Below are 23,854 nucleotides of genomic sequence, written 5' to 3' on the forward strand. Positions count from 1 at the left end.
CCTGCTGCGGGCCGCAAGAAGGTGGTCGAGCTTGAGCGATAATCGCAACATGTTCCTGGCGATCCTGTTGTCGATCGTCGTGCTGTTCGGCTGGGCGGCGATCTCCGAGCGCTTCTTCCCGACGCCGAAGTCGAACGAACCCGTCAGCACCGCGCAGCAGACGGACCCGGCCGCGCCGATCGCCGACACGCCTGCCACGCTGCGCGACCGTGCGGCCGTGATCGCGGAAGGCACGCGCGTCGCGATCCGCACGCCCGCGCTTTCGGGTTCGATCAACCTGACCGGCGCCCGCATCGACGATCTTTTGCTGCTGCGCCACGATGAGACGCTGAAGAAGGATTCGCCGAACGTCCGTCTGTTCTCGCCTTCGGGAACGCAGGGCGCCTATTTCGCGGAATTCGGCTGGACCGGTTCCTCAGGCCTGCCGAACGCCGAAACACGCTGGGCGGCAAACGCGCCGACGCTGACGCCGGAACAGTCGGTGACGCTGTCGTGGACGAACGATGCCGGACAGACCTTCCTGATCGCCCTGTCGGTAGACAAGGACTATCTGTTCACCGCGAAGCAGAGCGTCGTGAACAAAGGCGGCCAGGCACTCGTCGCGCGGCCCTATGGGCTTGTCGCGCGCGTCGGCACCGGGCCGGACAAGAGCACGTTCAACGCCCACACCGGGCCGATCGGCGTGTTCGGCGGCAAGACCGACTACGACAATAATTACGACGACGTCGACGAAGCGCCGAACCGGCAACTCGATTTCCGTTCGAAGGGCGGCTGGATCGGCTTCACCGACAAATACTGGCTTTCCGCGCTGATCCCCGCGAACGACGCAACGTTCGACGGCAATTTCCGCGGCGGCGGCGACCAGCGGTATCAGGCCGGCGTGCGCGGCGAGCCGCTCGCGGTCGGCCCGGGCCAGACGGCTTCGACGACGATGCGCCTGTTCGCCGGCGCGAAGGAAGTGGACGTCCTCGATCGCTATCAGGACGATCTCGGCATCGTCCGGCTCGGCAGCGCGATCGACTGGGGCTGGTTCGAAGTCATCGCGAAGCCGATCTTTCACCTGCTCGACTGGCTGTTCGAAAAGGTCGGCAACCTCGGCGTCGCCATCATCTGCCTCACCATCCTGATCCGCTTCGTGCTGTTCCCGATCGCGAACAAGCAATACGCCTCCATGGCGAAGATGCGTCAGGTGCAGCCGAAGATGAAGGCGCTGCAGGAGCGCTACAAGGACGACAAGCTAAAGCTCCAGCAGGAGATGATGGAGCTTTACAAGACGGAGAAGGTCAATCCGCTCGCGGGCTGCCTGCCGATTTTGCTGCAGATCCCCATCTTCTACGCGCTCTACAAGACGCTGTTCCTCGTCATCGATATGCGTCACCAGCCGTTCTACCTGTGGATCAAGGATCTCTCCGCGCCCGATCCGCTGACGCCGGTGAACCTGTTCGGCCTGCTGCCCTTCACGCCGCCCACATGGATTGGCATCGGCGTGCTGCCGATCCTGCTGGGCATCACCATGTGGCTCCAGCAGAAGCTCAATCCGCAACCGCTCGACGAGATCCAGCAGAAGGTGTTCGCCATCCTGCCGTGGATGTTCATGATCATCATGGCGCCGTTTGCTGCGGGTCTGCAGCTCTACTGGACGGTGAACAACATCATTTCCATCGCGCAGCAGTGGGTGCTGATCCGCAAGCATCCGGCCCCGGCGCCGGAACCCGCAAAGGCGAAATGACCGGCATCAGCCCCCGGGAGGCGAACCGACTGTTCACAGGGCCGATCGCCTTCGTGAAGTCGGCGCCGACGATGGACGACCTGCCCCCGGCGAACCTGCCGGAGGTGGCGTTCGCGGGGCGTTCGAATGTCGGCAAGTCGTCGCTGCTGAATGCGCTGACGGCGCGCAAGGGGCTTGCGCGCACATCGAACACGCCGGGCCGCACGCAGCTTCTCAACATCTTCGATGTCGGCGAACCCGCCGTGCTGCGCCTCGTCGATATGCCCGGCTACGGCTATGCCGAGGCACCGAAGAAGATGGTGGACGCGTGGAAACGCGCGGTGTTCGATTATCTGCGCGGCCGCGCCAACCTGAAGCGCGTGCTGCTGCTGATCGACAGCCGTCGCGGCATCGGCAAGGTCGACGAGGATGTGATGGACATCCTGGATAGCGCTGCTGTCTCCTATCAGATCGTGCTCACCAAGACCGACAAGGTGAAGGAAAGCTGGGTGGCAAAGCTGCGCGAGGACCTGCCTGCGCTCCTGAAGCGGCATCCGGCTTCGTTTCCGAGCCTGCTTGCCACCAGCTCCGAAAAGAATCACGGCATTGAGGAACTGCGCGCCGCAGTGCTCGGCGCCGCGAAGGACGAGGGCGGCGTATGAAACTCGTGATCGGCAACAGGCGCTATTCATCGTGGTCGCTGCGCGGCTGGCTCGCTGCGAAGCTGGCGGATATTCCCTTCGAAGAGGTGATGATCCCGCTGGATACGCCGGAGTTCACTGCCGCCAAGGCGGATGCGTCGCTGATGCCTTCAGGGACGGTGCCCGTGCTGTGGGACGGCAACGTCGCGGTGTGGGAGAGCCTCGCCATCATCGACTGGCTTGCCGACCGGGTGGGCCGCGATGTCTTCTGGCCGAAGGATAATGCCGCGCGGGCGCTCGCGCGCTCGATTGCGGCGGAGATGCACGCGGGCTTCGCCAATCTGCGCAGGCACTGCCCGATGAACACCGGCCGGACCTATCCGTCGTTCCCGCTGACGCAGGAGGTGGAGCGCGACATCGGCCGGATCGACGCGCTGTGGCGCGAGGCGCTGCACGGCTTCGGCGGCGAGGGTGGGCCTTTTCTGTTCGGCGCATTCGGCGCGGCGGATATCATGTACGCCCCCGTCGTCACGCGCTTCCGCACGTACGATGTGCTGCTTTCAGACACGTCTGCCGCCTATGTGAACGCTGTTCTGGCGCATCCGCTGATGCAGGACTGGTATGCCGGCGCGGATGCCGAGGACTGGCGGCTCGACCGAATCGAGTACTAGAGAACTTCGCCGCAGCCCTCGTAGCGCTTGCGGTCGAGCGTCATGGTGACGGCGTAGGCGTAAGGCTTGCCGCTCATCGTGTCCTCGCACCGTTTCTTCACGATCGAAACGGCGAGTGAGGATTTGCCGTCCGCGACCGCAAAGTTGCTCGTGCCTTCCAGCGAGAGGCGTGCGGGCGCCTTGAACGTGGCGGTCTTCGCGCCGTAGTCGGCGATCACCTCCACGTCCCAGCCGGTGGCGATGTCCATCGTCCAGCCTGGTTCCTGCCCGACAGCATGGAAGTGTACCACAGGCCCCGGAGGCACGGGCATTTCGGGGAGGCCGCCCGGCTGATCCCACTCGCGCGGGCCGTTCACGCGCCAGACTTCCTTGCCGTCCGCGTCGTAAAGCACCGTGTAAGGAAGGCCGGGCGCGCCGAGCGTGGTGGCGAGCGCGCCTTCCTCATCGAGCAGGATCGTCATGTGCTGGAGCTTCGCCTTGGCGAGGAACGGTCTCACCTTGGCCCAGCCCTGCAGATCCTGGCTGATGCCGACCACCGCCATCTCGCCCGCCTTCGCTTTCGCAAGCCGATCGAGCGCGGGCATTTCGGCGATGCAGGGCGCGCACCAGGTCGCCCACAGGTTCACGAGGACCGGCTTGCCCCGGAAATCGGCGAGTGTCACCTTGCTGCCGTCCTCGCGCGAGAATGTCTGCGTGGGGGCGGGCGTGCCGGCCTGCGACGTGTCCACTGATCCGGTCGCCGTTTTCGCGGCGGCTTTCTTCGTTGCCGGCGCCGCGCTTTCTTGCGAGGCGAGCGCGTCTGCTTTATCGGCCTCCTTGGCTTTGCCGCAGGCGGAAAGCGGCATGAGAACGAGGATCGCGAACATTACAGACCGCATTGCAAACTCCAATGACATGTGGGGTGGCCGCTTCGCCGAAGGACCATCTGCTGTCATGCGGGACATTAATGTCTCTATCGGCGTGGACAAGCGCCTGTGGCGTCAGGACATCGCAGGCAGCCGCGCACATGCCGCGATGCTGGCCGCAGCGGGCATTCTTTCCAAGGCGGATGCAGCCGAAATCGCGCGCGGGCTCGATGCGATAGACGCCGAGTATGCCGCGGGCGGCCTCGTGGAAAACGCCGCGCTTGAAGACATCCACATGCACGTCGAGGCCCGGTTGAAGGAGATTATCGGCGAGCCCGCCGGGCGGCTCCACACCGCGCGCTCCCGCAACGATCAGGTGGCGACCGATTTCCGCCTGTGGGTACGTGACGCGATCGATGCGATCGACGCGGGGATCGGCGGTTTCCAGAAAGCGCTCCTGGTGCGCGCGGAGCAGCACGCGGCGGACGTGATGCCGGGCTTCACGCACCTGCAGACCGCGCAGCCGGTCACGCTTGGTCACCACCTGATGGCGTACCACGAGATGACGCGGCGCGATCGCGGCCGGTTCGCCGATGCGCGGGCGCGGCTCAACGAATCGCCGCTCGGCGCCGCAGCGCTTGCGGGCACGTCGTTCCCGATCGATCGCCAGGCGACCGCGAAGGCGCTCGGCTTCGATCGGCCGATGGCGAACAGCCTCGATGCCGTCTCGGACCGCGATTTCGCGCTCGAATTCCTGTCGGCGGCGGCAATGGCCGGGCTGCACCTGTCGCGGCTTGCCGAGGAGATCATCATCTGGGCGAGCCAGCCCTATGGGTTCGTGAAGCTGCCCGATGCCTTCTCGACCGGCTCATCGATCATGCCGCAGAAACGCAATCCCGACGCCGCGGAGCTGGTGCGCGCGAAGGCGGGACTGTTCCTGGGGGCGTACCAGCGCCTTGCCGTCATCATGAAGGGGCTGCCGCTCGCCTATTCGAAGGACATGCAGGACGACAAGGCGCCGGTGTTCGAGGCGTTCGATACGCTCGCGCTGTGCCTCGCCGCGATGACCGGCATGGTGGAGACGATCACGTTCGACACCGCCCGGATGCGCGCGGCGGCGGGCACTGGGTTCTCAACCGCGACCGACCTTGCCGACTGGCTGGTGCGCGAGGGCGGCGTGCCGTTCCGCGAGGCCCACCACATCACCGGCCGCTGCGTCGCGGCTGCCGAGGCGGCGGGATGCGATCTCGCGGCGCTGCCGCTGGAGACGCTGCGCGTTGTCGACGCGCGCATCGATGAGCGTGTTTTCGGCGTACTCACTGTGGATGCATCGGTCGCGAGCCGCACGAGTTTTGGCGGCACATCGCCCGCGAACGTGCGCGCGGCCGTCGTCGCGGCGCGGGAGGCGGGCCAATGAAGGCTGCACTACCTCTGCTGCTTCTACTTGCCGCGTGCGGGGCCAAGGGGCCGCTCGCGTGGCCTGAAGGCGGCCCGCCTCCGCCGCCGCCCGGCGTGAAGGAACCGCTCACCACCGAGCAGATGCTGAAGCCGCCGCCGCAGGCTGCGCCCGAGCGCGTCGACGATCCGGTCCGCCGCTCGGAAGAGCGACGCGACGACGAATTCGATCTGCCGCCGGGGCTCTGATGGACCATTTCCAGCACAGGGACGGCCGCCTGATGGCCGAGGATGTCGATGTGGCGGCGCTCGCCGATACCGTCGGCACGCCTTTTTACTGTTATTCGTCGGCGACGATCGAACGGCACTTCACCGTGTTCCGCGATGCGGTGGCGGGCGCAGGCAATGGGCCGCCGCTCGTCGCCTATGCAGTGAAGGCGAACTCGAATCAGGCGGTGATCGCAACGCTGGCGCGGATCGGCGCGGGGGCGGATGTCGTTTCGCTCGGCGAGATGAAGCGCGCGCTCGCGGCGGGCGTCCCGGCCGAGCGCATCGTCTTCTCGGGCGTCGGCAAGACGGCCGACGAGATGGAAGCCGCGATTCACGCGGGCGTCTTTCAGATCAATCTTGAATCGCTGCCCGAGGCGGAGATGCTCTCGGCGGTCGCGGCGCGCATGGGGCGCACGGTGCCGGTGGCGTTCCGCGTGAACCCCGATGTCGATGCGGGCACGCACGCCAAGATCTCGACCGGCAAGGCCGAGAACAAGTTCGGCATACCCATCGATACCACGCAGGAAGCGTTTGCGCTGGCGGCGGCGCTTCCGGGCATCGAGCCTGTCGGCGTCGCGCTGCACATCGGCAGCCAGCTGACCGATCTTGCACCGCTTGAAAAGGCGTTCACCCGCCTCGGTGCGCTGATTGCGGAACTGCGCGCGGCAGGCCACACCGTCAGCCGCGCCGATCTCGGCGGCGGGCTTGGCGTCCCCTACATGGCGCACACCCCTGGGCCGCCGCTCCCCGAAGCCTATGGCGCGATGGTCGCGCGCGTCACCGCCGAGTGGGACGTGCGCCTGACGTTCGAGCCGGGGCGCGTGATCGTGGGCAATGCAGGCGTGCTCGTTTCGCGCGTGATCCGCGTGAAGACGGGCGCGACGACCGACTTCGTGATCATCGACGCGGCGATGAACGATCTGCTGCGCCCCAGCCTCTACGACGCGTGGCACGACATCGATTCGGTGATGCAGACGGACGCGCGGATGACCGCAACGGTTGTCGGCCCGGTGTGCGAAACCGGTGACACGTTTGCGGAAGGGCGTGAGATTCCTGCGGTGGAGGCCGGCGATCTGGTCGTCTTCCGCACCGCGGGCGCTTATGGTGCAGCGATGGCTTCGACCTACAATTCCCGCCTGCTGACGCCCGAGGTGCTGGTGAAGGGCGATAAATGGGCGCTGGTGCGGCCGCGCAGCACGATCGAGGATTTGATCGCGCAGGACCGCGTACCCAACTGGGTGGGGTAGCGCGATGACCGCGCCCGCGCCGCAGCAAGCCTTCCTTGCCGCGATGCGCGTGCCGCTCGCTCTTTCGGGCATCGTTCTCGCCGCAGAGCGTGCGCTGCCGCGCGAACTCGGCCTTGTCCTCACGCTCTGGCTGCTTTGGATCGCCGCCGCATTGCTTGGGCTGATGCAGGCCGTGCCGGGGACGCTGCGCGTCGCACTGCTGGCGCTCCTCATCGTCGGCACGGCCGCCCTGTCGATCCGCGCGGCCTGGCGCATCGGCGTTCCTACGCCTGCCGCGCGCCGGGCGCGACTGGAGCGGGGTGGCGGGCTCCGCCGGGGGGCGCTCGCACTTGTCGCCGACGCGCCCGTCAGCGATCCGGACGATTTGGGCGCCGCGCTCTGGGGGCGTGCGCTTGCTGATGCCCGGACGCTGCGACCGCGCCTCGGCCGCCTTGAATGGCAGCCGACACTCGAAACCCGTTACGGGCTCTGGCCGCTCATCGGCACGGCGCTGTTCCTCGGCCTGATGCTCGCGAAGGCGGACGCGCCGCAGAGACTCGCGGCTGCCTTCTCGCCGTGGCCGACGACGCTGGAAGGCGTGCGTGTCGCGGTGACGCTGGAGCCGCCCGCCTATGTGGGCGCGCCGCCGCGCCGTATCGATCTGAAGGGCGGGGCGGAGGCCGCGCTTGATGGGCTCGCCGCAAGCCGGGTCACGATCCGCGTCGAAGGTCTTGAAGGCGGCTGGCACGTCGCAGGCCCCGATATGGATGCGGCGGCGGAAGGCGGGCGCGTGTCCTTTCCGCTGAAACGCGCGGGCGAATACAGCGTGCAGCAGGGCAGTCGCCGGATAGCGGCGCTCGACCTTTCGCTTGCCGCCGATCTGAGGCCAGCGATCCGTTTTGATGGCGATCCCGCCATCACGCCCACCGGCGCGCTTCGGCTCGGCTTCCGCCTGCGCGACGATCACGGCGTTTCCGCGCTGTCGCTACGCGTCCGGCGGGGCAAGGAGGTGCGCGACGTCGATCTCGAAACGCGCGTACCGCCGGGGCGAGGCAGTGTATTTGCCGATCTCACGCCGCATCCGTTCGCCGGATCAGTCGTGGAGCTGATGTTCGTCGCAACCGACGGCGCCGGGCAAGAAGGTGTGTCGCCGCCCATCCGCATCACGCTGCCGCAGCGCCGCTTCGCCAACCCGCTCGCGCAGGCGATTGTCGCTGTGCGCGCCGATCTGCTCGCCGGCGCAAAAAGAAGCATCATTGCACGCCGTCTTTCGGTGCTGGCGGCTGACCACACGGCGTATCAGGGCGATCTCGGCGTGTTCGCGGGGCTGCGCTCCGCGACGTGGCGGCTTGTTCACGATACGCGCAAGGATGCGCGGAACAGCATCGCGGCGCTGCTGTGGGACATCGCCACCGACCTTGAAGATGGCGGCGCGACGCAGGCGATGGATGCGATGCGCCGCGCCATGGAAGACCTGGCGCGGGGCATCGACGCGGGCGACGACACGGCGCTTGCGGCGATGGCGGACCGGCTCGAAGCTGCGATGAGCGAGTATCTCAGCCGCCAGATCCAGGCCGCGCTTTCCGAAGGCGGCGCGCAGCCGCCTTCATCGACGGGCGCCTCCGGCGTATCGGTCGATCTCGGCTTCCTGGACCAGATGTTCGCGGACCTTCGCGATCGGCTGGCGGCGGGAGACAAGGCAGGGGCGGCAGAGGCGCTCGCGAACCTGCGGCAGCTCATGGAAACGATCCGGTTTGGCAATGCGCCGCCCGATCCGGCGGCACAGGCCCGCGCCGCCGCCGCTGCCGAGGCCGCGCAGGCGCTCCGCGCGATCGAGGCGCGGCAGGGCGCGCTGCGCGACGCGACGATCGCCGATATGATCGAGGCCTCGTTCGGGAACGACAGCGGCCTTCGCGAAAACGCCCCGCCGCAGCGCACACTGGGGTCGGACACCGAAGCGCTCGTCAAACAGTTCGGCGCGGCAGGCGTGCCTGCGCCGCAGCCGCTCGGCGCGGCCGCGAAGGCAATGGGGGAAGCGGCACGTGCGCTCGGCGCCGGGGATGCGGGCGGTGCGATCCGGGCGCAAACGCGCGCGCTCGATCTGCTCCGGCAGGCGGCGAACGCGGCGGAGGCGACGGCGCAGCAGATGGCGCAGGCGGCGGGCGCGGGCGCGATGCAGCCGGGCGCGGCAGGCTCGGGGCTCGATCCGCTTGGGCGTCCGGGCACCGGGTTTGGGCAGGGCGCGGTCAAGCTCCCCGACCAGGCGGATGTGCGGCGTATCCAGCAGATACGAAAGATTCTCGAAGAACGCGCAAGCGACCCCTCGCGTTCGGACGAGGAACGGGGCTATTACCTTAGACTTCTCAAGCGGTTCTAGGACGGGAGAGCGAGAGCGGATGCGCAAGGTTCGAACAGCGGTGTTCCCGGTGGGCGGTCTCGGCACGCGGTTCCTGCCGGCGACTAAAGCGATGCCGAAGGAGATGCTGCCCGTCGTCGACCGGCCGCTCATCCAATATGCGGTGGACGAGGCGGTCGCGGCGGGGATCGAGCAGATGATCTTCGTCACCGGTCGCGGCAAGAATGCCATCGAAGACCATTTCGACCGTCACTATGAACTTGAATCGACTCTCGGCGAACGCGGCAAGAACGAGGTGCTGGCGCAGCTCGAGGGCACGCGCTTCGCCGCCGGAACGATCGCCTATGTCCGCCAGCGCGAACCGCTCGGGCTCGGCCATGCCGTCTGGTGCGCGCGGCATCTGATCGGCGACAATCCGTTCGCGGTTCTGCTCCCCGACGAACTCTTGTGGAATCCGGCGAGGCCCTGTCTGAAGGCGATGGTCGAGGCACATGCCGAGGTCGGCGGCAACGTCATCGGCGTGCTCGACGTGCCGCGCGAGCACACGCACCGCTACGGCATCGTCTCGCCCGGCGCGCAGCGCGGCGCGCTCACGGAAGTGCTCGGCCTCGTCGAAAAGCCCAAGCCCGCCGATGCGCCCTCAACGATGGCCGCGATCGGCCGCTACATCCTCGAACCCGCCGTCATGGAAAAGCTGGAGGCGCGCAAGCGCGGGGCGGGCGACGAGATTCAGCTTACCGACGCGATGGCGGAGCTGATCGGCGGTTCGCCGTTCCACGCGCTGCCCTTTGAAGGCACGCGCTATGATTGCGGCGACAAGGCCGGCTACGTGACGGCGAACATCGCGCTTGCGCTCGAACGCGACGACATAGGCCCGGAGGTGAAGGCGTGGATCGACGCGAACGTGCGCTGATGCCGCCATCAGGCCTTGCGCCGCCAACGCTCGGGCGTTTCGCGCTCGAAGTGAAAGCCGTGCCGGAATTCTGCCGCTTCGTCATGAAGCGGCGAACGCAGGGCTTGCCGAAGGGCGATGGCCATCCCGTGATCGTTTTTCCGGGCTTCCTGGCGAGCGATGCGCTTACGTGGCCGCTACGGCGCCGTCTCAGCGCGCTCGGCTACTGGAATGCCGGGTGGCGCTTCGGCACCAATCTTGGCCTCAAACCCGGCCTGCTTGCGCAGATGGTGCATTATGTGAAGTCGGTGCACGCCGGGCAGAAGCGCAAGGTGAGCCTCGTCGGCTGGAGCCTCGGCGGGCTCTACGCGCGCGAGATCGCGAAACGTATTCCTGACCGTGTACGGCTGGTCGTAACATTGGGCACGCCCGCCGCGCGGGACCTTCACGCAAACAACGCCTGGCGGCTCTATGAGCGGCTGAACGACCATAGCGTGGACGCGCCGCCGATCGAAACCAACCTCATGGAGCTGCCGCCCGTGCCGGTGACGTCGATCTTGACACCCTTCGACGGCATCGTCGCGCCCGAGAGCGCCGACATCGGCAGCGGCCCGACGTGGGAGACGCTGAAGGTGCGCGGCACGCATATCGGGCTTGCGTGGAACGCCGACGTGCTGCGCATCGTGGCCGACCGGCTGGCGCAGCCGGAAGCAGGGTGGGGGCCTTACCGACCGAAGGGCTGAGGGCGCGCGGCTGAACACCTGAATAGAAAAAGGCCCGGCATTCTCATGCACGGGCCTTTTTCATTCGGCAGTCTTGCAGCTGTGCGCTCAGTTGGCGGCGACGGCCTGCATCGCCTCGTAGCGGGCAACCTGCTTTTCAGCGACGGCGCGCTCGACGTCCGACTTGGCAAGGCGCACGTCCTCGCGGGCATCGGAGAGCTTCTTGGCAACCTCGTCGGCCTTGATCTCCGCGACCGGAACCGCGTTTTCGGCAAGGATGGTGAGGCCGCTGTCGTTCACCTCGGCGAAGCCGCCGTCGATGAAGATGCGCGTCGCCGGGCTGCTCGCGCTCTCATACACCTCGATCGCGCCGGGACGGATCGTGGACATGAAAGGCGCGTGGCCTGCGAGCACGCCGAAGTCGCCTTCCGTGCCCGGCACGACCACCATGTGGACGTCGCCGGAGCGCAGAAGCCGCTCGGGGCTCACCAGTTCGAAGTGGAGGTTGTCCGCCATTTAGGCTGCTTCCGCCGCCATCTTCTTGGCCTTCTCGACCGCTTCGTCGATGCCGCCGACCATGTAGAAGGCCGCTTCCGGCAGGTGGTCGTACTCGCCGTCCACAACCGCCTTGAACGAACGCACCGTGTCTTCGATCGCCACGAACTTGCCCGGGATGCCGGTGAAGACTTCAGCGACGTGGAACGGCTGCGACAGGAAGCGCTGGATCTTGCGGGCGCGGCTGACGGTCAGCTTGTCCTCTTCCGAGAGCTCGTCCATGCCGAGAATGGCGATGATGTCCTGCAGCGATTTGTACTTCTGCAGGATTTCCTGAACGCGGCGGGCCGTTTCGTAGTGCTCCTGACCGACGACGCGCGGCTCAAGCACGCGCGAGGTCGAGTCGAGCGGATCGACGGCCGGGTAGATGCCGAGCTCGGAGATGGCGCGCGAAAGCACGGTCGTTGCGTCGAGGTGGGCGAACGAGGTAGCAGGCGCCGGGTCGGTAAGATCGTCGGCGGGCACGTAGATGGCCTGCACCGAGGTGATCGAACCCTTGTTCGTGGAGGTGATGCGCTCCTGCAGGGCGCCCATGTCCGTCGACAGCGTCGGCTGATAGCCCACCGCCGAAGGAATACGGCCGAGCAGCGCCGACACTTCCGAACCCGCCTGCGTGAAGCGGAAGATGTTGTCGACGAAGAACAGCACGTCCTGGCCTTCGACGTCGCGGAAGTATTCGGCGATCGTCAGACCCGAAAGAGCGACGCGCGAGCGGGCTCCCGGCGGCTCGTTCATCTGGCCGAACACGAGGGCGACCTTGGAGCCTTCCGGCGTCGGGTTGCCGTCGGCGTCCTTGGCGATAACGCCGGCGTCGAGGAATTCGTGATAAAGGTCGTTACCTTCGCGGGTGCGCTCGCCGACGCCCGCGAACACCGAGGTGCCGCCGTGGCCCTTGGCGATGTTGTTGATGAGCTCCTGAATGAGCACCGTCTTGCCGACGCCGGCGCCGCCGAACAGGCCGATCTTGCCGCCCTTCGCGTAAGGCGCGAGGAGATCGATGACCTTGATGCCGGTGACAAGGATGCTCGTTTCGGTGGACTGGTCGACGAAGAGCGGGGCTTCGGCGTGGATCGGGGCGGTCGTGGCCGCGTTCACCGGGCCGCGCTCGTCGATCGGCTCACCGATGACGTTCAGAATGCGCCCCAGCGTCTGCGGGCCGACCGGCACGCTGATCTGCGCGCCCGTGTCGGTGACTTCCTGGCCGCGCGTCAGGCCGTCGGTCGCGTCCATGGCGATCGTGCGGACCATGTTCTCGCCGAGGTGCTGTGCAACCTCAAGAACGAGGCGCTTGCCCTGGTTCTGCGTTTCGAGCGCCGAAAGGATCGCCGGGAGCGCGCTGTCGAACTGCACGTCGACGACGGCGCCGATGACCTGCGCGATGCGGCCGGTGTTGTTGGTCGTCTTGGCCATGGGTCTCTATCCTTGCCTTCGTATCTGACTAGAGCGCTTCGGCGCCCGAAATGATCTCGACGAGTTCGGTCGTGATCGCTGCCTGGCGCTGCCGGTTGTACTGGATCGACAGGCGGTTGATCATGTCGCCGGCGTTGCGCGTGGCATTGTCCATCGCGGTCATGCGGCTGCCCTGCTCCGACGCGGCGTTCTCCAGGAGCGCGCGGAAGAGCTGGACCGAAAGGTTGCGCGGCAACAGGTCCGCGAGAATGCCTTCCTCGTCCGGCTCGTACTCGACGGCCGCGGAGACACCCGCCGCTGCCTCGCCGCCGCCGGCCTGCACCGGAACGGGGAGGATCTGCTGCTCGGTCGGCTCCTGAACGAGCGCCGACTGGAACTTCGCGTAGTAGAGGTAGGCGACATCGAACTCGCCCGCCTCGTAGCGCGCGGCGATGTCGTCGGCGATCGGTGCGGCATGCTCGAAGCCGATCTGCTTCACGCCCGCGAACTCGGTGGACGCGATGATCGTGCCGGGGAACAGGCGGCGGATGACCGCGCCGCCCTTCTTGCCGACGAGATAGAACTTCACCGTCTTGCCCGCAGCGATCAGCGCAAGCGCGCGCTGGCGCGCCGCCTTCACGATGTTCGCGTTGAACGCGCCGGCAAGGCCGCGGTCCGACGTGCAGACGACGAGGAGGTAAGTGTCCTCCTTGCCCGAGCCCGTCAGCATCTTGGAGGTCTGCGGCCCCGGCGTGACGCGCGCGCCCAGCGAGGCGACAACCGCTTCGATCCGGCTCGCGTAGGGACGGCCCGCCTCAGCGGCTTCCTGCGCGCGCCGAAGCTTGGCGGCAGCCACCATCTTCATCGCCTTCGTGATCTTCTGGGTCGATTTGACCGAGGCGATCCGAAGCTTGAGGGATTTGAGGGTTGCCATCTAGGTGTCGGCCTTATGCGAAGGTCCGCACGAATTCCTTGAGGATTTCGTGCAGCTTGGCCGTGGTTTCGTCGGAGAGCGCGCCCGACTCGCGGATGCTGCGCAGGACTTCGCCGTTGTTGGCGCGCAGGTCCGAAAGGAATGCGGCTTCGAAGCGCGTCACGGCGCTCGCCGGGATGCCGTCGAGATAGCCATTCACGCCCGCGAAGATCGATGCGACCTGCTCTTCCACCGGCATCGGCGAGAACTGCGGCTGCTTCAAAAGTTCGGTGAGGCGTGCGCCGCGGTTCAGAAGCCGCTGCGTCGAGGCGTCGAGGTCCGAACCGAACTGCGCGAACGCCGCCATTTCGCGGTACTGCGCCAGCTCGAGCTTGATCGAGCCCGCGACCTTCTTCATCGCCTTGGTCTGCGCGGCGGAACCGACGCGGCTCACCGAGAGGCCGACGTTGATGGCCGGACGCACGCCCTGATAGAACAGGTCGGTTTCAAGGAAGATCTGACCATCGGTGATCGAAATCACGTTCGTCGGAATGTAGGCCGAAACGTCGCCCGCCTGCGTTTCGATGACCGGAAGCGCGGTGAGCGAGCCGTTGCCGTTCGCTTCGTTGAGCTTCGCGGCGCGCTCCAGAAGGCGCGAGTGGAGATAGAACACGTCGCCCGGGTAGGCTTCGCGGCCCGGCGGGCGGCGCAGCAGCAGCGACATCTGACGGTAGGCGACGGCCTGCTTGGAAAGGTCGTCATACACGATCACGGCGTGCATGCCGTTGTCGCGGAAGTACTCGCCCATCGCGCAGCCCGTGTAGGGCGCGAGGAACTGCAGCGGCGCCGGCTCGGAAGCGGTGGCGGCGACGACGATCGAATATTCCATCGCGCCGTTCTCTTCGAGCGCGCGCACGATCTGCGCGACGGTCGAACGCTTCTGACCGACGGCGACGTAGATGCAGTAAAGCTTCTTGCTTTCGTCGCTGCCTGCGTTGGCGGTCTTCTGGTTGATGAAGGTGTCGAGCGCGACCGCGGTCTTGCCGGTCTGACGGTCGCCGATGATCAGCTCGCGCTGGCCGCGGCCGACGGGGACGAGCGCGTCGAGCGCCTTGAGGCCGGTCTGCACCGGCTCGTGCACCGATTTGCGCGGGATGATGCCCGGCGCCTTCACCTCGACGAGGCGGCGTTCGGTCGAATCGATCGGGCCCTTGCCGTCGATCGGGTTGCCCAGCGCGTCGACGACGCGGCCGAGGAGGCCCTTGCCGACCGGCACGTCGACGATGTCGCCGGTGCGCTTGACGGTGTCGCCTTCCTTGATCGACGAGTCGGACCCGAAAATCACGACGCCGACGTTGTCGACTTCGAGGTTCAGCGCCATGCCCTTGATGCCGCCCGGAAACTCGACCATTTCGCCCGCCTGGACGTTGTCGAGGCCGTGGACGCGCGCGATGCCGTCGCCGACCGACAGCACCTGGCCGACTTCAGAGACCTGAGCCTCGGTGCCGAAGTTCGCGATCTGATCCTTGATGATGGCCGAAATCTCGGCGGCGCGGATATCCATCTTGCCTTAACCTTTCATCGCCTGCGCCATCGCGCCAAGCTTCGTACGGATTGAACTGTCGATCATGCGGCTGCCGACCTTCACGACGAGGCCGCCGAGGATGGCGGGGTCGACGCTGACATCGAGCGCCACGTCGCGGCCGAGGCCGGCCTTGAGCTTCGCCTTCAGCGCATCCTGCTGCTTCGCGGTCAGGGCCTGAGCCGCCGTGACTTCGGCGGTCACCTCGCCGCGGTGGGCAGCGGCCAGGCCGTTGTAATCGCGGATGATCGCAGACAGCGCGCCGAGACGGCGGTTCTCGGCAAGCACGCCGAGGAATTTCGTGGTGAGCGGATCGAGCTTGAGCGCTTTCGCGACACCCGCCACGGCTTTCGCCGCTTCGCTGCGTGCGACCCGCGGCGACAGCGTCAGCCCGCGGAAGTCTTCCGATTCGGAAAGCGCGGCGCGAACCGCGGCAAGACTCGTCTCGACAGCCTCGATGGCCTTGCCGTCACGGGCCAAATCGAACAATGCGGTGGCGTAACGCCCCGAAAGCCCGTGTGCCCTGCTCACTGTATTGCCGCCTGTGTCCACGCGTCCTCTTGGGTCTCGTTCGGTGTAAGCCCGGATGTCGAATTGCCTGCGCATAGCGAAGGGCACGCGAATGCACCCCCTTCACGACTGGCGGGGGCCGACTAGCACGCACCCCTTCATGTTGCAAGGCAGCAAGAGGCGGCAAAACACGGCCTGCGGGGCACGCGACGAAATGCCCCTGATGCGCGCCCGATAGCGACGCGGATCGGGGATTGTTCATAAGCATCGGCGTAAGGACGGGGGTGTCTTCCGCTGGAGGTTTGTGCCGTGCGCTTCACCCGATTCGCGTCTGCCCGATTGATGCTGCCATTTGCCGCGCTGCTGCTTCCGGCCTGCATCGCCCGCACGGCGGTCGATATCGTCACATTGCCCGTGAAGGCGGCGAGCGCCGGGGTCGATGCCGTCACCACCAGCCAATCGGAGGCGGACGAGAAGCGCGGACGGGAGATCAGGAAGCAGGAAGAGCGCATCGGCAAGGCACGCCGAAAGTGCGAGGAGGCCCGCAAGCGCGGCGAATATGACGATAAATGGTGCCCGATCGCGCAGGAAACCGTCCGCTACTGACGGGAGAGGCTATCCCCACACCGCCTTCAGCCGCCGGTCCTGTCCGCAGCCGGAGCGATAGGCGCGGTAACGCAGCGCGTTCCGCTTCGCGAAATCCTGATGGTAGCCCTCGGCAGGGTAAAACGGCGTACTGCCGCGAATCGCCGTCGCCACCGGTTTGCCGAACTGCGCCTCGATCTGCGCGCGCGTGGTTTCGGCCATCGCGGCCTGCGCCTCGTTCAGCGCGAAAACCGCGGTATGGTAGGATGCGCCCTTGTCGCAGAACTGGCCGTCGGGATCGAACGGGTCGATATTGTGCCAAAAGGCGGTGAGCAGCTTCGCGTAAGTGGTTTTCGACGGGTCGTAGACGACGCGCACGGCTTCCAGATGTCCGGTGCCGCCTTGCACGACCTGCCGGTAAGTGGGGTTTTTCACGTTTCCGCCCGCAAAGCCGGAAACCGCTTCGATCACGCCCGGCTGCTTTTCCATGGCGGCCTCCGCGGACCAGAAGCAGCCCATGGCGAAAATCGCCTCCGCGCGCGCTGGCGTCTCGGCGGGCGCGTAGCCTCCCAGGAGCAGCAGGCCGGGCAGCAGGGCGAGGGCGGCGCGTGTCATTCCGTCTTTTCCGGTACGAATGCGAGCGAGACACCGTTGATGCAGTGGCGCTGGCCGGTGGGAAGCGGGCCGTCGTCGAACACGTGGCCGAGGTGACCGCCGCAGCGACCGCAGAGCAGCTCCGTCCGGACCATGCCGTGGCTATGGTCGGGGCGCTCGACGATGTCGCCCTCGGCGCGCGTGAAGCTCGGCCAGCCGCAGCCGCTGTCGAATTTGTCGGAGGAGCCGTAAAGCACCGCGCCGCAGCCTGCGCAGACAAACTCGCCCTCGCGCTTCTCGTCGTTGAGCGGGCTCGACCATGGGCGTTCCGTGCCCGCCTCGCGCAATATGCGATACTGTTCTGACGTCAGCCGGGCTTTCCACTCGGTTTCCGTCAGTCTCTTATCCATCGTCATCGTCCTTTCAGGTTTTGGCCGGCACGAAGCCGAGCGCGTCGCCGTTGATGCAGTGCCGCATGCCCGTGGGCGGCGGCCCGTCGCTGAACACATGGCCGAGGTGCCCGCCGCAGCGGCGGCAGTGCACCTCGCGGCGGACCATGCCGAGCGTCAGGTCGGTCTTCATGGCGACCGCATTCGGTATCGCACGCGTGAAGCTCGGCCAGCCGGTGCCGCTGTCGTACTTGTCGGCGGAGCGGTAGAGCGGCAGCGCGCAGCCTGCGCAGATGAAGGTGCCCTTGCGCTTTTCCTTCAGCAGCGGGCTTGTGAAGGCGCGCTCGGTGCCCGCCTTGCGCAGGATATAATATTGCTCGCTCGTCAGGCGGCGTTTCCAGTCGGCATCGCTGTAGCGGACCGGGAAGTCACCAACCGGCTTATCATCCCCGGCAAGTGCCCAGCGTCCCATCAGGCCAGCGCCCAGCAACCCTGCGCCGAGTCCAAGAAATTCACGTCGGATCATGCACACGACCTCCGTGGGACTATACGTATGAGCCGCCCAAAAGGTTACAAGCTTCTAAACGAAGCTGTAAGGGTCGATGTCCACCGCGACGCGCACGTTCCGCGGGACCTCTGTGCCGCCCAGCCATTCCGCGATCAGCCCTTGCACGTCCGCCCGTCGCGCGGCGTGGACGAGAAGCCTGTGCCGGAAACGTCCGCGCAGCAGCGAGAGCGGCGCAGGCGCGGGGCCGAGGATGGTGAGGCCGTCGATTCCCGTGGGTGCGGCGCGGCCGATCGCGCGGGCGGTTGCGGCGACCTCCGCCTCGTCCGGCCCGGAAACGATGATCGCGGCGAGCCGACCGAACGGCGGCATCGCTGCGGCGCGCCGCGCCTCAGTCTCGGCGGCGTAGAAGCCGGGCGCGTCGCCCGCGACCAGCGCGGCGAGCACGGGCGCTTCGGGCTGGTGGGTCTGGATATAGACGTGTCCGGGCTTCTCGCCGCGCCCCGCGCGCCCGGCGACCTGGCTGATCTGCTGAAAGCTGCGCTCGCCCGCGCGGAGGTCGCCGCCCTTCAGCGCAAGGTCCGCATCGACGACGCCGACGAGCGTCAGTTCGGGGAAGTGGTAGCCCTTGGTGATGAGCTGCGTGCCGATGAAGATGTCGATCTCGCCGGCAAGCGCGCTGTCCACGAGCGCCTTCGCCTGCGCGGGCGAGTGAATCGTGTCCGACGTGACGAGCGCGACGTTCGCGTCCGGGAATAGCGCGGAGACCTCTTCGGCGATGCGCTCGACGCCGGGGCCGCAGGCGACGAGGCTGTGTTCCTCGCCGCACTCCGGGCAGGCGTCCGGCACGGCCTCCACCAGTCCGCAGTGGTGGCATTGCAGGCGCTTCACCAGCCGGTGCTCGACCATCCACGCCGTGCAGTTCGGGCATTCGATGCGCGTTCCGCAGTGGCGGCAGAGCGTCAGCGGGGCGTAACCGCGGCGGTTGAGGAACAGCAGCGATTGTTCGCCGCGCGCCAGCGTCTCCTTGATCGCCTCCACGAGCGGCGGTGCGAGCCAGCGGCCGGACTCGGGCGGCGTCACACGCAGGTCGATCGCTTCGATGCCGGGCATTTGCGCGCCGCCGAAACGGCTCGCGAGCTCAAGGTGACGGTATCGGCCGCGCGTGACCTGCGCCAGCGTCTCGATGGCGGGGGTCGCGGTGGCGAGGACGATGGGGATCGCCTCGATCTGCGCGCGCATCACGGCGACGTCGCGCGCGTGATAGGGGACGCCGTCTTCCTGCTTGAAGCTCGTCTCGTGCGCTTCGTCCACCACGATGAGGCGCAGGTCGGGGTAGGGGAGGAACAGCGCAGAGCGCGCGCCCACGACCACCTTCGCCGTACCGCTTGCCGCCGCGCGCCAGGCAGCGCGGCGTTCGGAAGAGCGCAGATCGCTGTGCCACTGCACCGGCTTGCAGCCGAAGCGGGCCTCGAAGCGCCGGAGAAACGGTTCGGTGAGCGCGATCTCGGGGAGGAGGACGAGGGCCTGCCCCCCTGCATCGATCGCGGCGGCCACAGCCTCCAGATACGTCTCGGTCTTGCCCGACCCCGTGACGCCGTCGAGCAGGAAGGGCGCGAAGTCGTGTGCCTTCACCGCTGCGACGAGCGCCGAAGCAGCAGCGTCCTGTTCCGCTTCCAGCACGGGCGGGCCGAAATCGGGGTCGGGGAGGGGCGGCGCGCGGTCCACCGACACCGTTATGGGCTCGATCGCCCCTGCCGAGATGAGGCCGCGAATCACCGCGTCCGACACGCCCGACCATTCGGCAAGCTCGCGCACCAGTCCCTGCGCATCGCCGAGCGAGGAAAGTGCGGCCTCCCGCTTTTCCGTCATGCGTTCGGGCAGGATGCCGGAAACCCGGTATTCGGTGACGGTGCGCGCGCCGTCGAGCGCGGCGGTGACCGAGAGCACCATGCGCAGCACGGCGGCGGGCGGCACCAGGTAGTACGCGGCAACCCACTCGACGAGCCGCCGCACGCTCGCCGGGATCGGCGGCACGGGCGCCACGCCGAGTATCGGCCGCAGTTTCGCGTCGGCGACTTCGGTCGTCGGCAGCCGGTCCGCCTCCCACACCACGCCGTGAAGTTCGCGCGGCCCGAGCGGCACACGGACCACGCTTCCCACCGGCACACCCTCCGCCGGCGCCCGGTAATCGAGCGGGCCGAGCGCGGCATTGCGGGTGAGAACACGGAGGCGGGCGGCGGGCATCGGGCCCTTATGTAGGCGCGCGCGCGCGAAGGCAAAGCCGCGCTATGGACGCCCGGCGATTCGAATCGCTAAGGGCAGTTCAAACGCCTCTTTCGAAAGCCCGACCCATGAAATTCTTTGTCGACACTGCCGACACCAAGGACATCGCCGACCTCGCCGCCACCGGGCTTCTCGACGGCGTGACGACGAACCCGAGCCTCATCCACAAGTCCGGCCGCGGCTTCGTGGAGGTCGTGACGGAGATCTGCGGGATCGTCGACGGTCCGGTTTCCGCCGAAGTTGTCGCGCTCGATCACGAGACGATGATGAAGGAGGCCGAAGTCCTCCGCAAAATCGCCGACAACATCGCGATCAAGGTGCCGCTCACCATCGATGGGCTGAAGACCTGCAAGGCACTCACCAGCGACGGCACAATGGTGAACGTCACGCTCTGCTTCTCGGCGAATCAGGCGCTGCTCGCAGCGAAGGCCGGCGCGACGTTCATCTCGCCGTTCGTCGGTCGCCACGATGACAACGGCCTCGACGGGATGCAGCTCATCAGCGACATCCGCCTCATCTACGACAACTACGACTTCGCGACCGAAATCCTCGTCGCCAGCATCCGTCACCCGATTCATGTGCTCGAATCGGCGAAGATCGGCGCGGACGTGATGACGGCGCCCCCGGCTGTGATCCGCGCGCTCTTCAACCACGTCCTCACCGACAAGGGCATCGCCGGCTTCCTCGCCGATTGGGAAAAGACCGGCCAGTCCATCCTGTAACGCTCAGCTTCTCTTAACCATGTCCGCGATAGAGTCGCGGGCATGGCCGTTCTCGATTTCCAGTCCGAAGCGCTGGTTCGCCTCCGCACGCGGGTCGCCGTCCTCGGTGAAGCAAACAATGATCTGCTCGCCTATGCGCGCGGTCATGCAGGCGCCGTGCAGCAGATTCACGCCGCCGCGCTCGCCGCGATGGACGCGCAGGACTTCGAGCATCTGATCCATGTCGTCACGCAGGACTGGGTGGATATCCTCCGCATCGATGCCGTCGGCCTTGGGCTGACGACAAGCGGCCAGGGTATTCGCGCCAGTGCGAGCGGCGTTCAGTTCATCGATCCCGAACAGGTCGAGCTCTGGTGCCACCTGCTTCCCGTGGGGCAGGCGCGCAGCGTAAAGCACGGCTCGCCCGTGTTCGGTCCGGCCGCCGATCTCATCCGCTCGGAAGCGCTGATCGCGCTCAAACCCACGCCGCCCGCGCCCACCGGCATCATCGCGCTCGGCTCGCGCGCGCCGCACAATTTTGGCGATTATCACGGCAACGAGCTTCTCGCCTTTCTCGGCGATGTGGTTTCGCGCATGATCGCGCGGTGGATGCAGATCGAGCCCTAGACCCCCTAAACCTTCCGGCGCTGAACCAGCCCGCGCACGCCCGCGTCGCGGAATGGCTCGGCCACCTCGAAGCTGCCGAGCGCCGCTCCGCGCACACGCTTCGCGCCTATCAGACGAGCCTCAACGGCTTCGTGCATTTCATGGGCGGGCACCTTGGCGCCGCAGTGACGGACAGCGCGCTCGCTGCGCTCAGCCTCGCTGACCTTCGCGCCTATCTCGCGCACCGCCGTGGCGAGGGTCTCGCCAACGTCTCCGTCGCGCGGGAGGTGGCGGCGCTTCGGAGTTTCTTCCGATGGGCAAGAAAACACCGCGGCATCGATTGCAAGGCGATCGCGGGACTTGCCTCACCGCGCCTCAAGAAACGTGTCCCGCGCCCGCTCGCGCCTGCCGATGCCACCGGCGTTGCCGACCTTGCCGGAGAGGATGCGCGCGAGCCATGGATCGGTGCGCGCGACACGGCGGTGCTGCTGCTGCTCTATGGGTCCGGCCTTCGCATCGCGGAGGCGTTGTCGCTTACCGGCGATGTGCTGCCGGTCGGCGCGACGATCACCATCACCGGCAAGCGCGGCAAGACGCGTGTCGTGCCCGTGCTGCCGAAGGTGAAGGAGGCGATCGACGCCTATCTCGCGCTCGCGCCGTTCACGCCCGCGCCGGGCACGCCGCTGTTCCGGGGCGCGAAGGGCGGGCCGCTCTCAGCGGGCATGATCCGCGCCGCGATGCGCAGTGCGCGCGCTGCGCTCGGCCTGCCGCCCTCTGCGACGCCGCACGCGCTCCGCCACAGCTTCGCGACGCATCTGCTGGCGCGCGGTGCGGACCTGCGCTCGATCCAGGAACTGCTCGGCCACGCCAGCCTGTCCTCGACGCAGGTCTATACGGAGGTCGATGCGGCGCGGCTGCTCGATGTTTACCGGCACGCGCACCCGCGCGCTTAGGCGTGCGGCTTCCAGGTGATGACGCGCCACAGGTAGCCGGCCACGCATACCACGATCACCGCAGTGCCGATGGGTCCGACATACGCCTCGATCTCGGCATAATCCTGCCCGAGCTTGTAGCCTGCGATGGCGAGCAGCGATGTCCAGCCCGCGGTGCCGATGGTCGAATAGATCACGAACTGCCGAAAGTGCATTTCCATGAAGCCCGCAGGCACGGAAATGAGCGAACGCAGCGTCGGCAACATGCGACCGAACAGAACGAAGGCCGCGCCGTGCTGGTCGAACCACTTGTGCGCCTTCTCGATGTCGCCGAGGCTGACGGTCAGCCAACGGCCGAAGCGCCGGACAATGGAATCGAAGCGGTGGATGCCGATCTGCTTGGCGAGCAGATACCAGAAGACGTTGCCGAACATCGCGCCCGTGGTGCCGGCCGCAATGGCGCCTATGAGGCTGAACCCGCCTTTTGCGGCTTCAAGCCCCGCGAAAGACATGATGACTTCGCTCGGGATCGGCGGGAACACCGTTTCCAGGAACATCAGGAAGGCGATGCCGAGATAGCCGCTCTCGGCGATCAGCTGCTGGACCCACTCACCCATATCAGCGGGAAAGCCGCTTCAATATCGCGTCCCAGATCATGCCCGCCGTATCGGTGCCGTTGAATCGGTCGATCGCCACGATGCCGGTGGGGGAGGTGACGTTGATTTCGGTGAGGTTGCCGTCGATCACGTCGATGCCCACGAAGATCAGTCCGCGCCGTTCAAGCTCCGGCCCCAGCCGCGCGCAGATTTCCTCCTCGCGCGGCGTCAGTTCGGTTTTCGCCGCATTGCCGCCCGCCGCGAGGTTGGAGCGGATTTCGCCCGCCTTGGGCAGGCGGTTGATGGCACCCGCGACCTTGCCGTCTACAAGAACGATGCGCTTGTCGCCGTCGCTTACCTTGGGAAGGAAACGCTGCACCATGAAAGGCTCGCGCCATACGTTCGAGAACAGCTCGACAAGCGCGGGAAGGTTGCCGTCGTCTTCGCCCAGCTTGAACACGGCGGCGCCCGCATTGCCGTGCAGCGGCTTCACGACGATGGCGCCGTGCTTTTTGCGGAACGCCAGCACCTCTTCCAGCCGCCGCGTGATCAGCGTGGGCGGCATCAGGTCGGCGAATTGCGTGACGAACAGCTTCTCGGGCGCGTTGCGCACCTCGCGCGGGTTGTTCACCACCAGCGTTTCGCCCTCCAGCATCTCCAGGAGGTGCGTGGCGGTGATATAGCCGATGTCGAACGGCGGATCCTGCCGCATCAGCACGACATCGACCTCGCTGCCGAGGTCGATGTCTCGCGCCTCACCGAGTGTGTAGTGATCTCCCGCGACGTTGCGCACGGAGACGGGCCGCGCGTGTGCGATCACACGCCCGCCGCGCCAGGAAAGCTGGTCGGCGAGGTAGTGATAGAGCGTGTAGCCGCGCTCCTGGGCCTTCAGCATCAGTGCGAAGCTCGAATCGCCCGCGATGTTGATGCGCTCGATGGGGTCCATCTGGACAGCGACGGTGAGGCTCATGGGCGTTCCTTTGAT

General features: G+C 66.8%; 25 protein-coding genes. 13 read left to right on the forward strand and 12 right to left on the reverse strand.

The features are described 5' to 3' along the window. Positions 1-31 precede the first annotated feature (31 nt). The 3 genes from yidC to DFR51_RS02340 are packed head-to-tail and all read left to right on the forward strand — an operon-like array spanning position 32 to position 3,020. The gene (yidC, locus tag DFR51_RS02330; protein ID WP_121047435.1) at positions 32-1,729 is read left to right on the forward strand and encodes a membrane protein insertase YidC; all 1,698 of its coding nucleotides are present in this window, start codon (positions 32-34) and stop codon (positions 1,727-1,729) included. Further along, positions 1,726-2,370 carry a ribosome biogenesis GTP-binding protein YihA/YsxC gene (yihA, locus tag DFR51_RS02335; protein WP_121047436.1) on the forward strand — a complete coding sequence of 215 codons (645 nt, stop codon included), beginning with the start codon at positions 1,726-1,728 and terminating at the stop codon, positions 2,368-2,370. The genes yidC and yihA overlap by 4 nt, the downstream gene beginning before the upstream one ends. Continuing rightward, a complete protein-coding gene (locus DFR51_RS02340) occupies positions 2,367-3,020 on the forward strand; it encodes a glutathione S-transferase family protein (RefSeq protein ID WP_121047437.1) in 654 nt (217 codons plus the stop codon). Before yihA ends, DFR51_RS02340 begins: the two co-directional genes overlap by 4 nt. Here the strand turns inward: DFR51_RS02340 and DFR51_RS02345 are convergent. Further along, positions 3,017-3,898: a redoxin family protein gene (locus DFR51_RS02345; protein WP_243445581.1), complete on the reverse strand. Its 882-nt coding sequence runs from the start codon at positions 3,896-3,898 to the stop codon at positions 3,017-3,019. The genes DFR51_RS02340 and DFR51_RS02345 overlap by 4 nt on opposite strands. A 16-nt stretch (positions 3,899-3,914) precedes the next feature. Here DFR51_RS02345 and argH point away from each other — a divergent pair, with 16 nt between their 5' ends. The 6 genes from argH to DFR51_RS02375 are packed head-to-tail and all read left to right on the forward strand — an operon-like array spanning position 3,915 to position 10,747. Next, positions 3,915-5,282, forward strand: coding sequence for an argininosuccinate lyase (argH, locus tag DFR51_RS02350; protein WP_121047438.1), 1,368 nt, complete (start codon positions 3,915-3,917; stop codon positions 5,280-5,282). After that, complete coding sequence (locus DFR51_RS02355) at positions 5,279-5,509, forward strand: hypothetical protein (RefSeq protein WP_121047439.1); 231 nt, start codon at positions 5,279-5,281, stop codon at positions 5,507-5,509. Before argH ends, DFR51_RS02355 begins: the two co-directional genes overlap by 4 nt. After that, entirely contained in the window at positions 5,509-6,777 is a 1,269-nt protein-coding gene (gene lysA, locus DFR51_RS02360) for a diaminopimelate decarboxylase (RefSeq protein WP_121047440.1), read from the forward strand. The genes DFR51_RS02355 and lysA overlap by 1 nt, the downstream gene beginning before the upstream one ends. Before the next feature lie 4 nt (positions 6,778-6,781). Beyond that, positions 6,782-9,133 carry a DUF4175 family protein gene (locus tag DFR51_RS02365; RefSeq protein WP_121047441.1) on the forward strand — a complete coding sequence of 784 codons (2,352 nt, stop codon included), beginning with the start codon at positions 6,782-6,784 and terminating at the stop codon, positions 9,131-9,133. A 19-nt stretch (positions 9,134-9,152) separates the two neighbouring features. Further along, complete coding sequence (gene galU / locus DFR51_RS02370; RefSeq protein WP_121047442.1) at positions 9,153-10,025, forward strand: UTP--glucose-1-phosphate uridylyltransferase GalU; 873 nt, start codon at positions 9,153-9,155, stop codon at positions 10,023-10,025. Then, positions 10,001-10,747, forward strand: coding sequence for an esterase/lipase family protein (locus DFR51_RS02375; protein WP_126494582.1), 747 nt, complete (start codon positions 10,001-10,003; stop codon positions 10,745-10,747). The genes galU and DFR51_RS02375 overlap by 25 nt, the downstream gene beginning before the upstream one ends. An 87-nt stretch (positions 10,748-10,834) precedes the next feature. On the opposite strand, the gene DFR51_RS02380 is transcribed toward DFR51_RS02375, so the two are convergent. From DFR51_RS02380 to DFR51_RS02400, 5 genes are read right to left on the reverse strand one after another with little or no spacing between them, the layout of a single operon-like run. Further along, the gene (locus DFR51_RS02380; protein ID WP_121047444.1) at positions 10,835-11,242 is read right to left on the reverse strand and encodes a F0F1 ATP synthase subunit epsilon; all 408 of its coding nucleotides are present in this window, start codon (positions 11,240-11,242) and stop codon (positions 10,835-10,837) included. After that, positions 11,243-12,691, reverse strand: a complete 1,449-nt coding sequence (atpD, locus tag DFR51_RS02385) for a F0F1 ATP synthase subunit beta (protein WP_121047445.1) — start codon at positions 12,689-12,691, stop codon at positions 11,243-11,245. A 28-nt stretch (positions 12,692-12,719) separates the two neighbouring features. After that, positions 12,720-13,604 (reverse strand): F0F1 ATP synthase subunit gamma, encoded by an 885-nt coding sequence (locus tag DFR51_RS02390; RefSeq protein WP_121047446.1) that lies wholly within the window; start codon positions 13,602-13,604, stop codon positions 12,720-12,722. A 13-nt stretch (positions 13,605-13,617) separates the two neighbouring features. Next, entirely contained in the window at positions 13,618-15,147 is a 1,530-nt protein-coding gene (atpA, locus tag DFR51_RS02395) for a F0F1 ATP synthase subunit alpha (protein ID WP_121047447.1), read from the reverse strand. A 6-nt stretch (positions 15,148-15,153) separates the two neighbouring features. Continuing rightward, positions 15,154-15,771 (reverse strand): F0F1 ATP synthase subunit delta, encoded by a 618-nt coding sequence (locus tag DFR51_RS02400; RefSeq protein WP_121047448.1) that lies wholly within the window; start codon positions 15,769-15,771, stop codon positions 15,154-15,156. 213 nt (positions 15,772-15,984) lie between these two features. On the opposite strand from DFR51_RS02400, the gene DFR51_RS02405 reads away from it, so the two are divergent. Beyond that, the gene (locus DFR51_RS02405) at positions 15,985-16,281 is read left to right on the forward strand and encodes a hypothetical protein (RefSeq protein ID WP_243445583.1); all 297 of its coding nucleotides are present in this window, start codon (positions 15,985-15,987) and stop codon (positions 16,279-16,281) included. A 9-nt stretch (positions 16,282-16,290) separates the two neighbouring features. On the opposite strand, the gene msrA is transcribed toward DFR51_RS02405, so the two are convergent. The 4 genes from msrA to DFR51_RS02425 are packed head-to-tail and all read right to left on the reverse strand — an operon-like array spanning position 16,291 to position 19,995. Beyond that, positions 16,291-16,875, reverse strand: a complete 585-nt coding sequence (msrA, locus tag DFR51_RS02410; RefSeq protein ID WP_121047450.1) for a peptide-methionine (S)-S-oxide reductase MsrA — start codon at positions 16,873-16,875, stop codon at positions 16,291-16,293. Further along, positions 16,872-17,264 carry a peptide-methionine (R)-S-oxide reductase MsrB gene (msrB, locus tag DFR51_RS02415; protein WP_243445584.1) on the reverse strand — a complete coding sequence of 131 codons (393 nt, stop codon included), beginning with the start codon at positions 17,262-17,264 and terminating at the stop codon, positions 16,872-16,874. Before msrB (DFR51_RS02415) ends, msrA begins: the two co-directional genes overlap by 4 nt. 13 nt (positions 17,265-17,277) lie before the next feature. Further along, complete coding sequence (msrB, locus tag DFR51_RS02420; protein ID WP_121049620.1) at positions 17,278-17,769, reverse strand: peptide-methionine (R)-S-oxide reductase MsrB; 492 nt, start codon at positions 17,767-17,769, stop codon at positions 17,278-17,280. A 54-nt stretch (positions 17,770-17,823) separates the two neighbouring features. Then, positions 17,824-19,995, reverse strand: coding sequence for a primosomal protein N' (locus DFR51_RS02425; protein WP_121047452.1), 2,172 nt, complete (start codon positions 19,993-19,995; stop codon positions 17,824-17,826). Positions 19,996-20,102: 107 nt separating this feature from the next. Here DFR51_RS02425 and fsa point away from each other — a divergent pair, with 107 nt between their 5' ends. The 3 genes from fsa to DFR51_RS02440 are packed head-to-tail and all read left to right on the forward strand — an operon-like array spanning position 20,103 to position 22,294. Continuing rightward, positions 20,103-20,756: a fructose-6-phosphate aldolase gene (fsa, locus tag DFR51_RS02430; protein WP_121047453.1), complete on the forward strand. Its 654-nt coding sequence runs from the start codon at positions 20,103-20,105 to the stop codon at positions 20,754-20,756. Between the two features lie 42 nt (positions 20,757-20,798). Next, complete coding sequence (locus DFR51_RS02435; RefSeq protein ID WP_121047454.1) at positions 20,799-21,362, forward strand: DUF484 family protein; 564 nt, start codon at positions 20,799-20,801, stop codon at positions 21,360-21,362. Next, positions 21,341-22,294 carry a tyrosine recombinase XerC gene (locus DFR51_RS02440; RefSeq protein ID WP_420853148.1) on the forward strand — a complete coding sequence of 318 codons (954 nt, stop codon included), beginning with the start codon at positions 21,341-21,343 and terminating at the stop codon, positions 22,292-22,294. The genes DFR51_RS02435 and DFR51_RS02440 overlap by 22 nt, the downstream gene beginning before the upstream one ends. Here DFR51_RS02440 and DFR51_RS02445 read toward each other — a convergent pair. Further along, the gene (locus DFR51_RS02445) at positions 22,291-22,890 is read right to left on the reverse strand and encodes a DedA family protein (RefSeq protein ID WP_121047455.1); all 600 of its coding nucleotides are present in this window, start codon (positions 22,888-22,890) and stop codon (positions 22,291-22,293) included. The two genes, DFR51_RS02440 and DFR51_RS02445, sit on opposite strands and share 4 nt — an antisense overlap. 1 nt (position 22,891) lies before the next feature. Next, the gene (gshB, locus tag DFR51_RS02450; protein ID WP_121047456.1) at positions 22,892-23,839 is read right to left on the reverse strand and encodes a glutathione synthase; all 948 of its coding nucleotides are present in this window, start codon (positions 23,837-23,839) and stop codon (positions 22,892-22,894) included. Positions 23,840-23,854: the final 15 nt, after the last annotated feature.

This window comes from Sphingosinicella microcystinivorans, assembly GCF_003634215.1.
In the GTDB taxonomy this organism is placed as follows: Bacteria; Pseudomonadota; Alphaproteobacteria; order Sphingomonadales; family Sphingomonadaceae; genus Sphingosinicella; species Sphingosinicella microcystinivorans.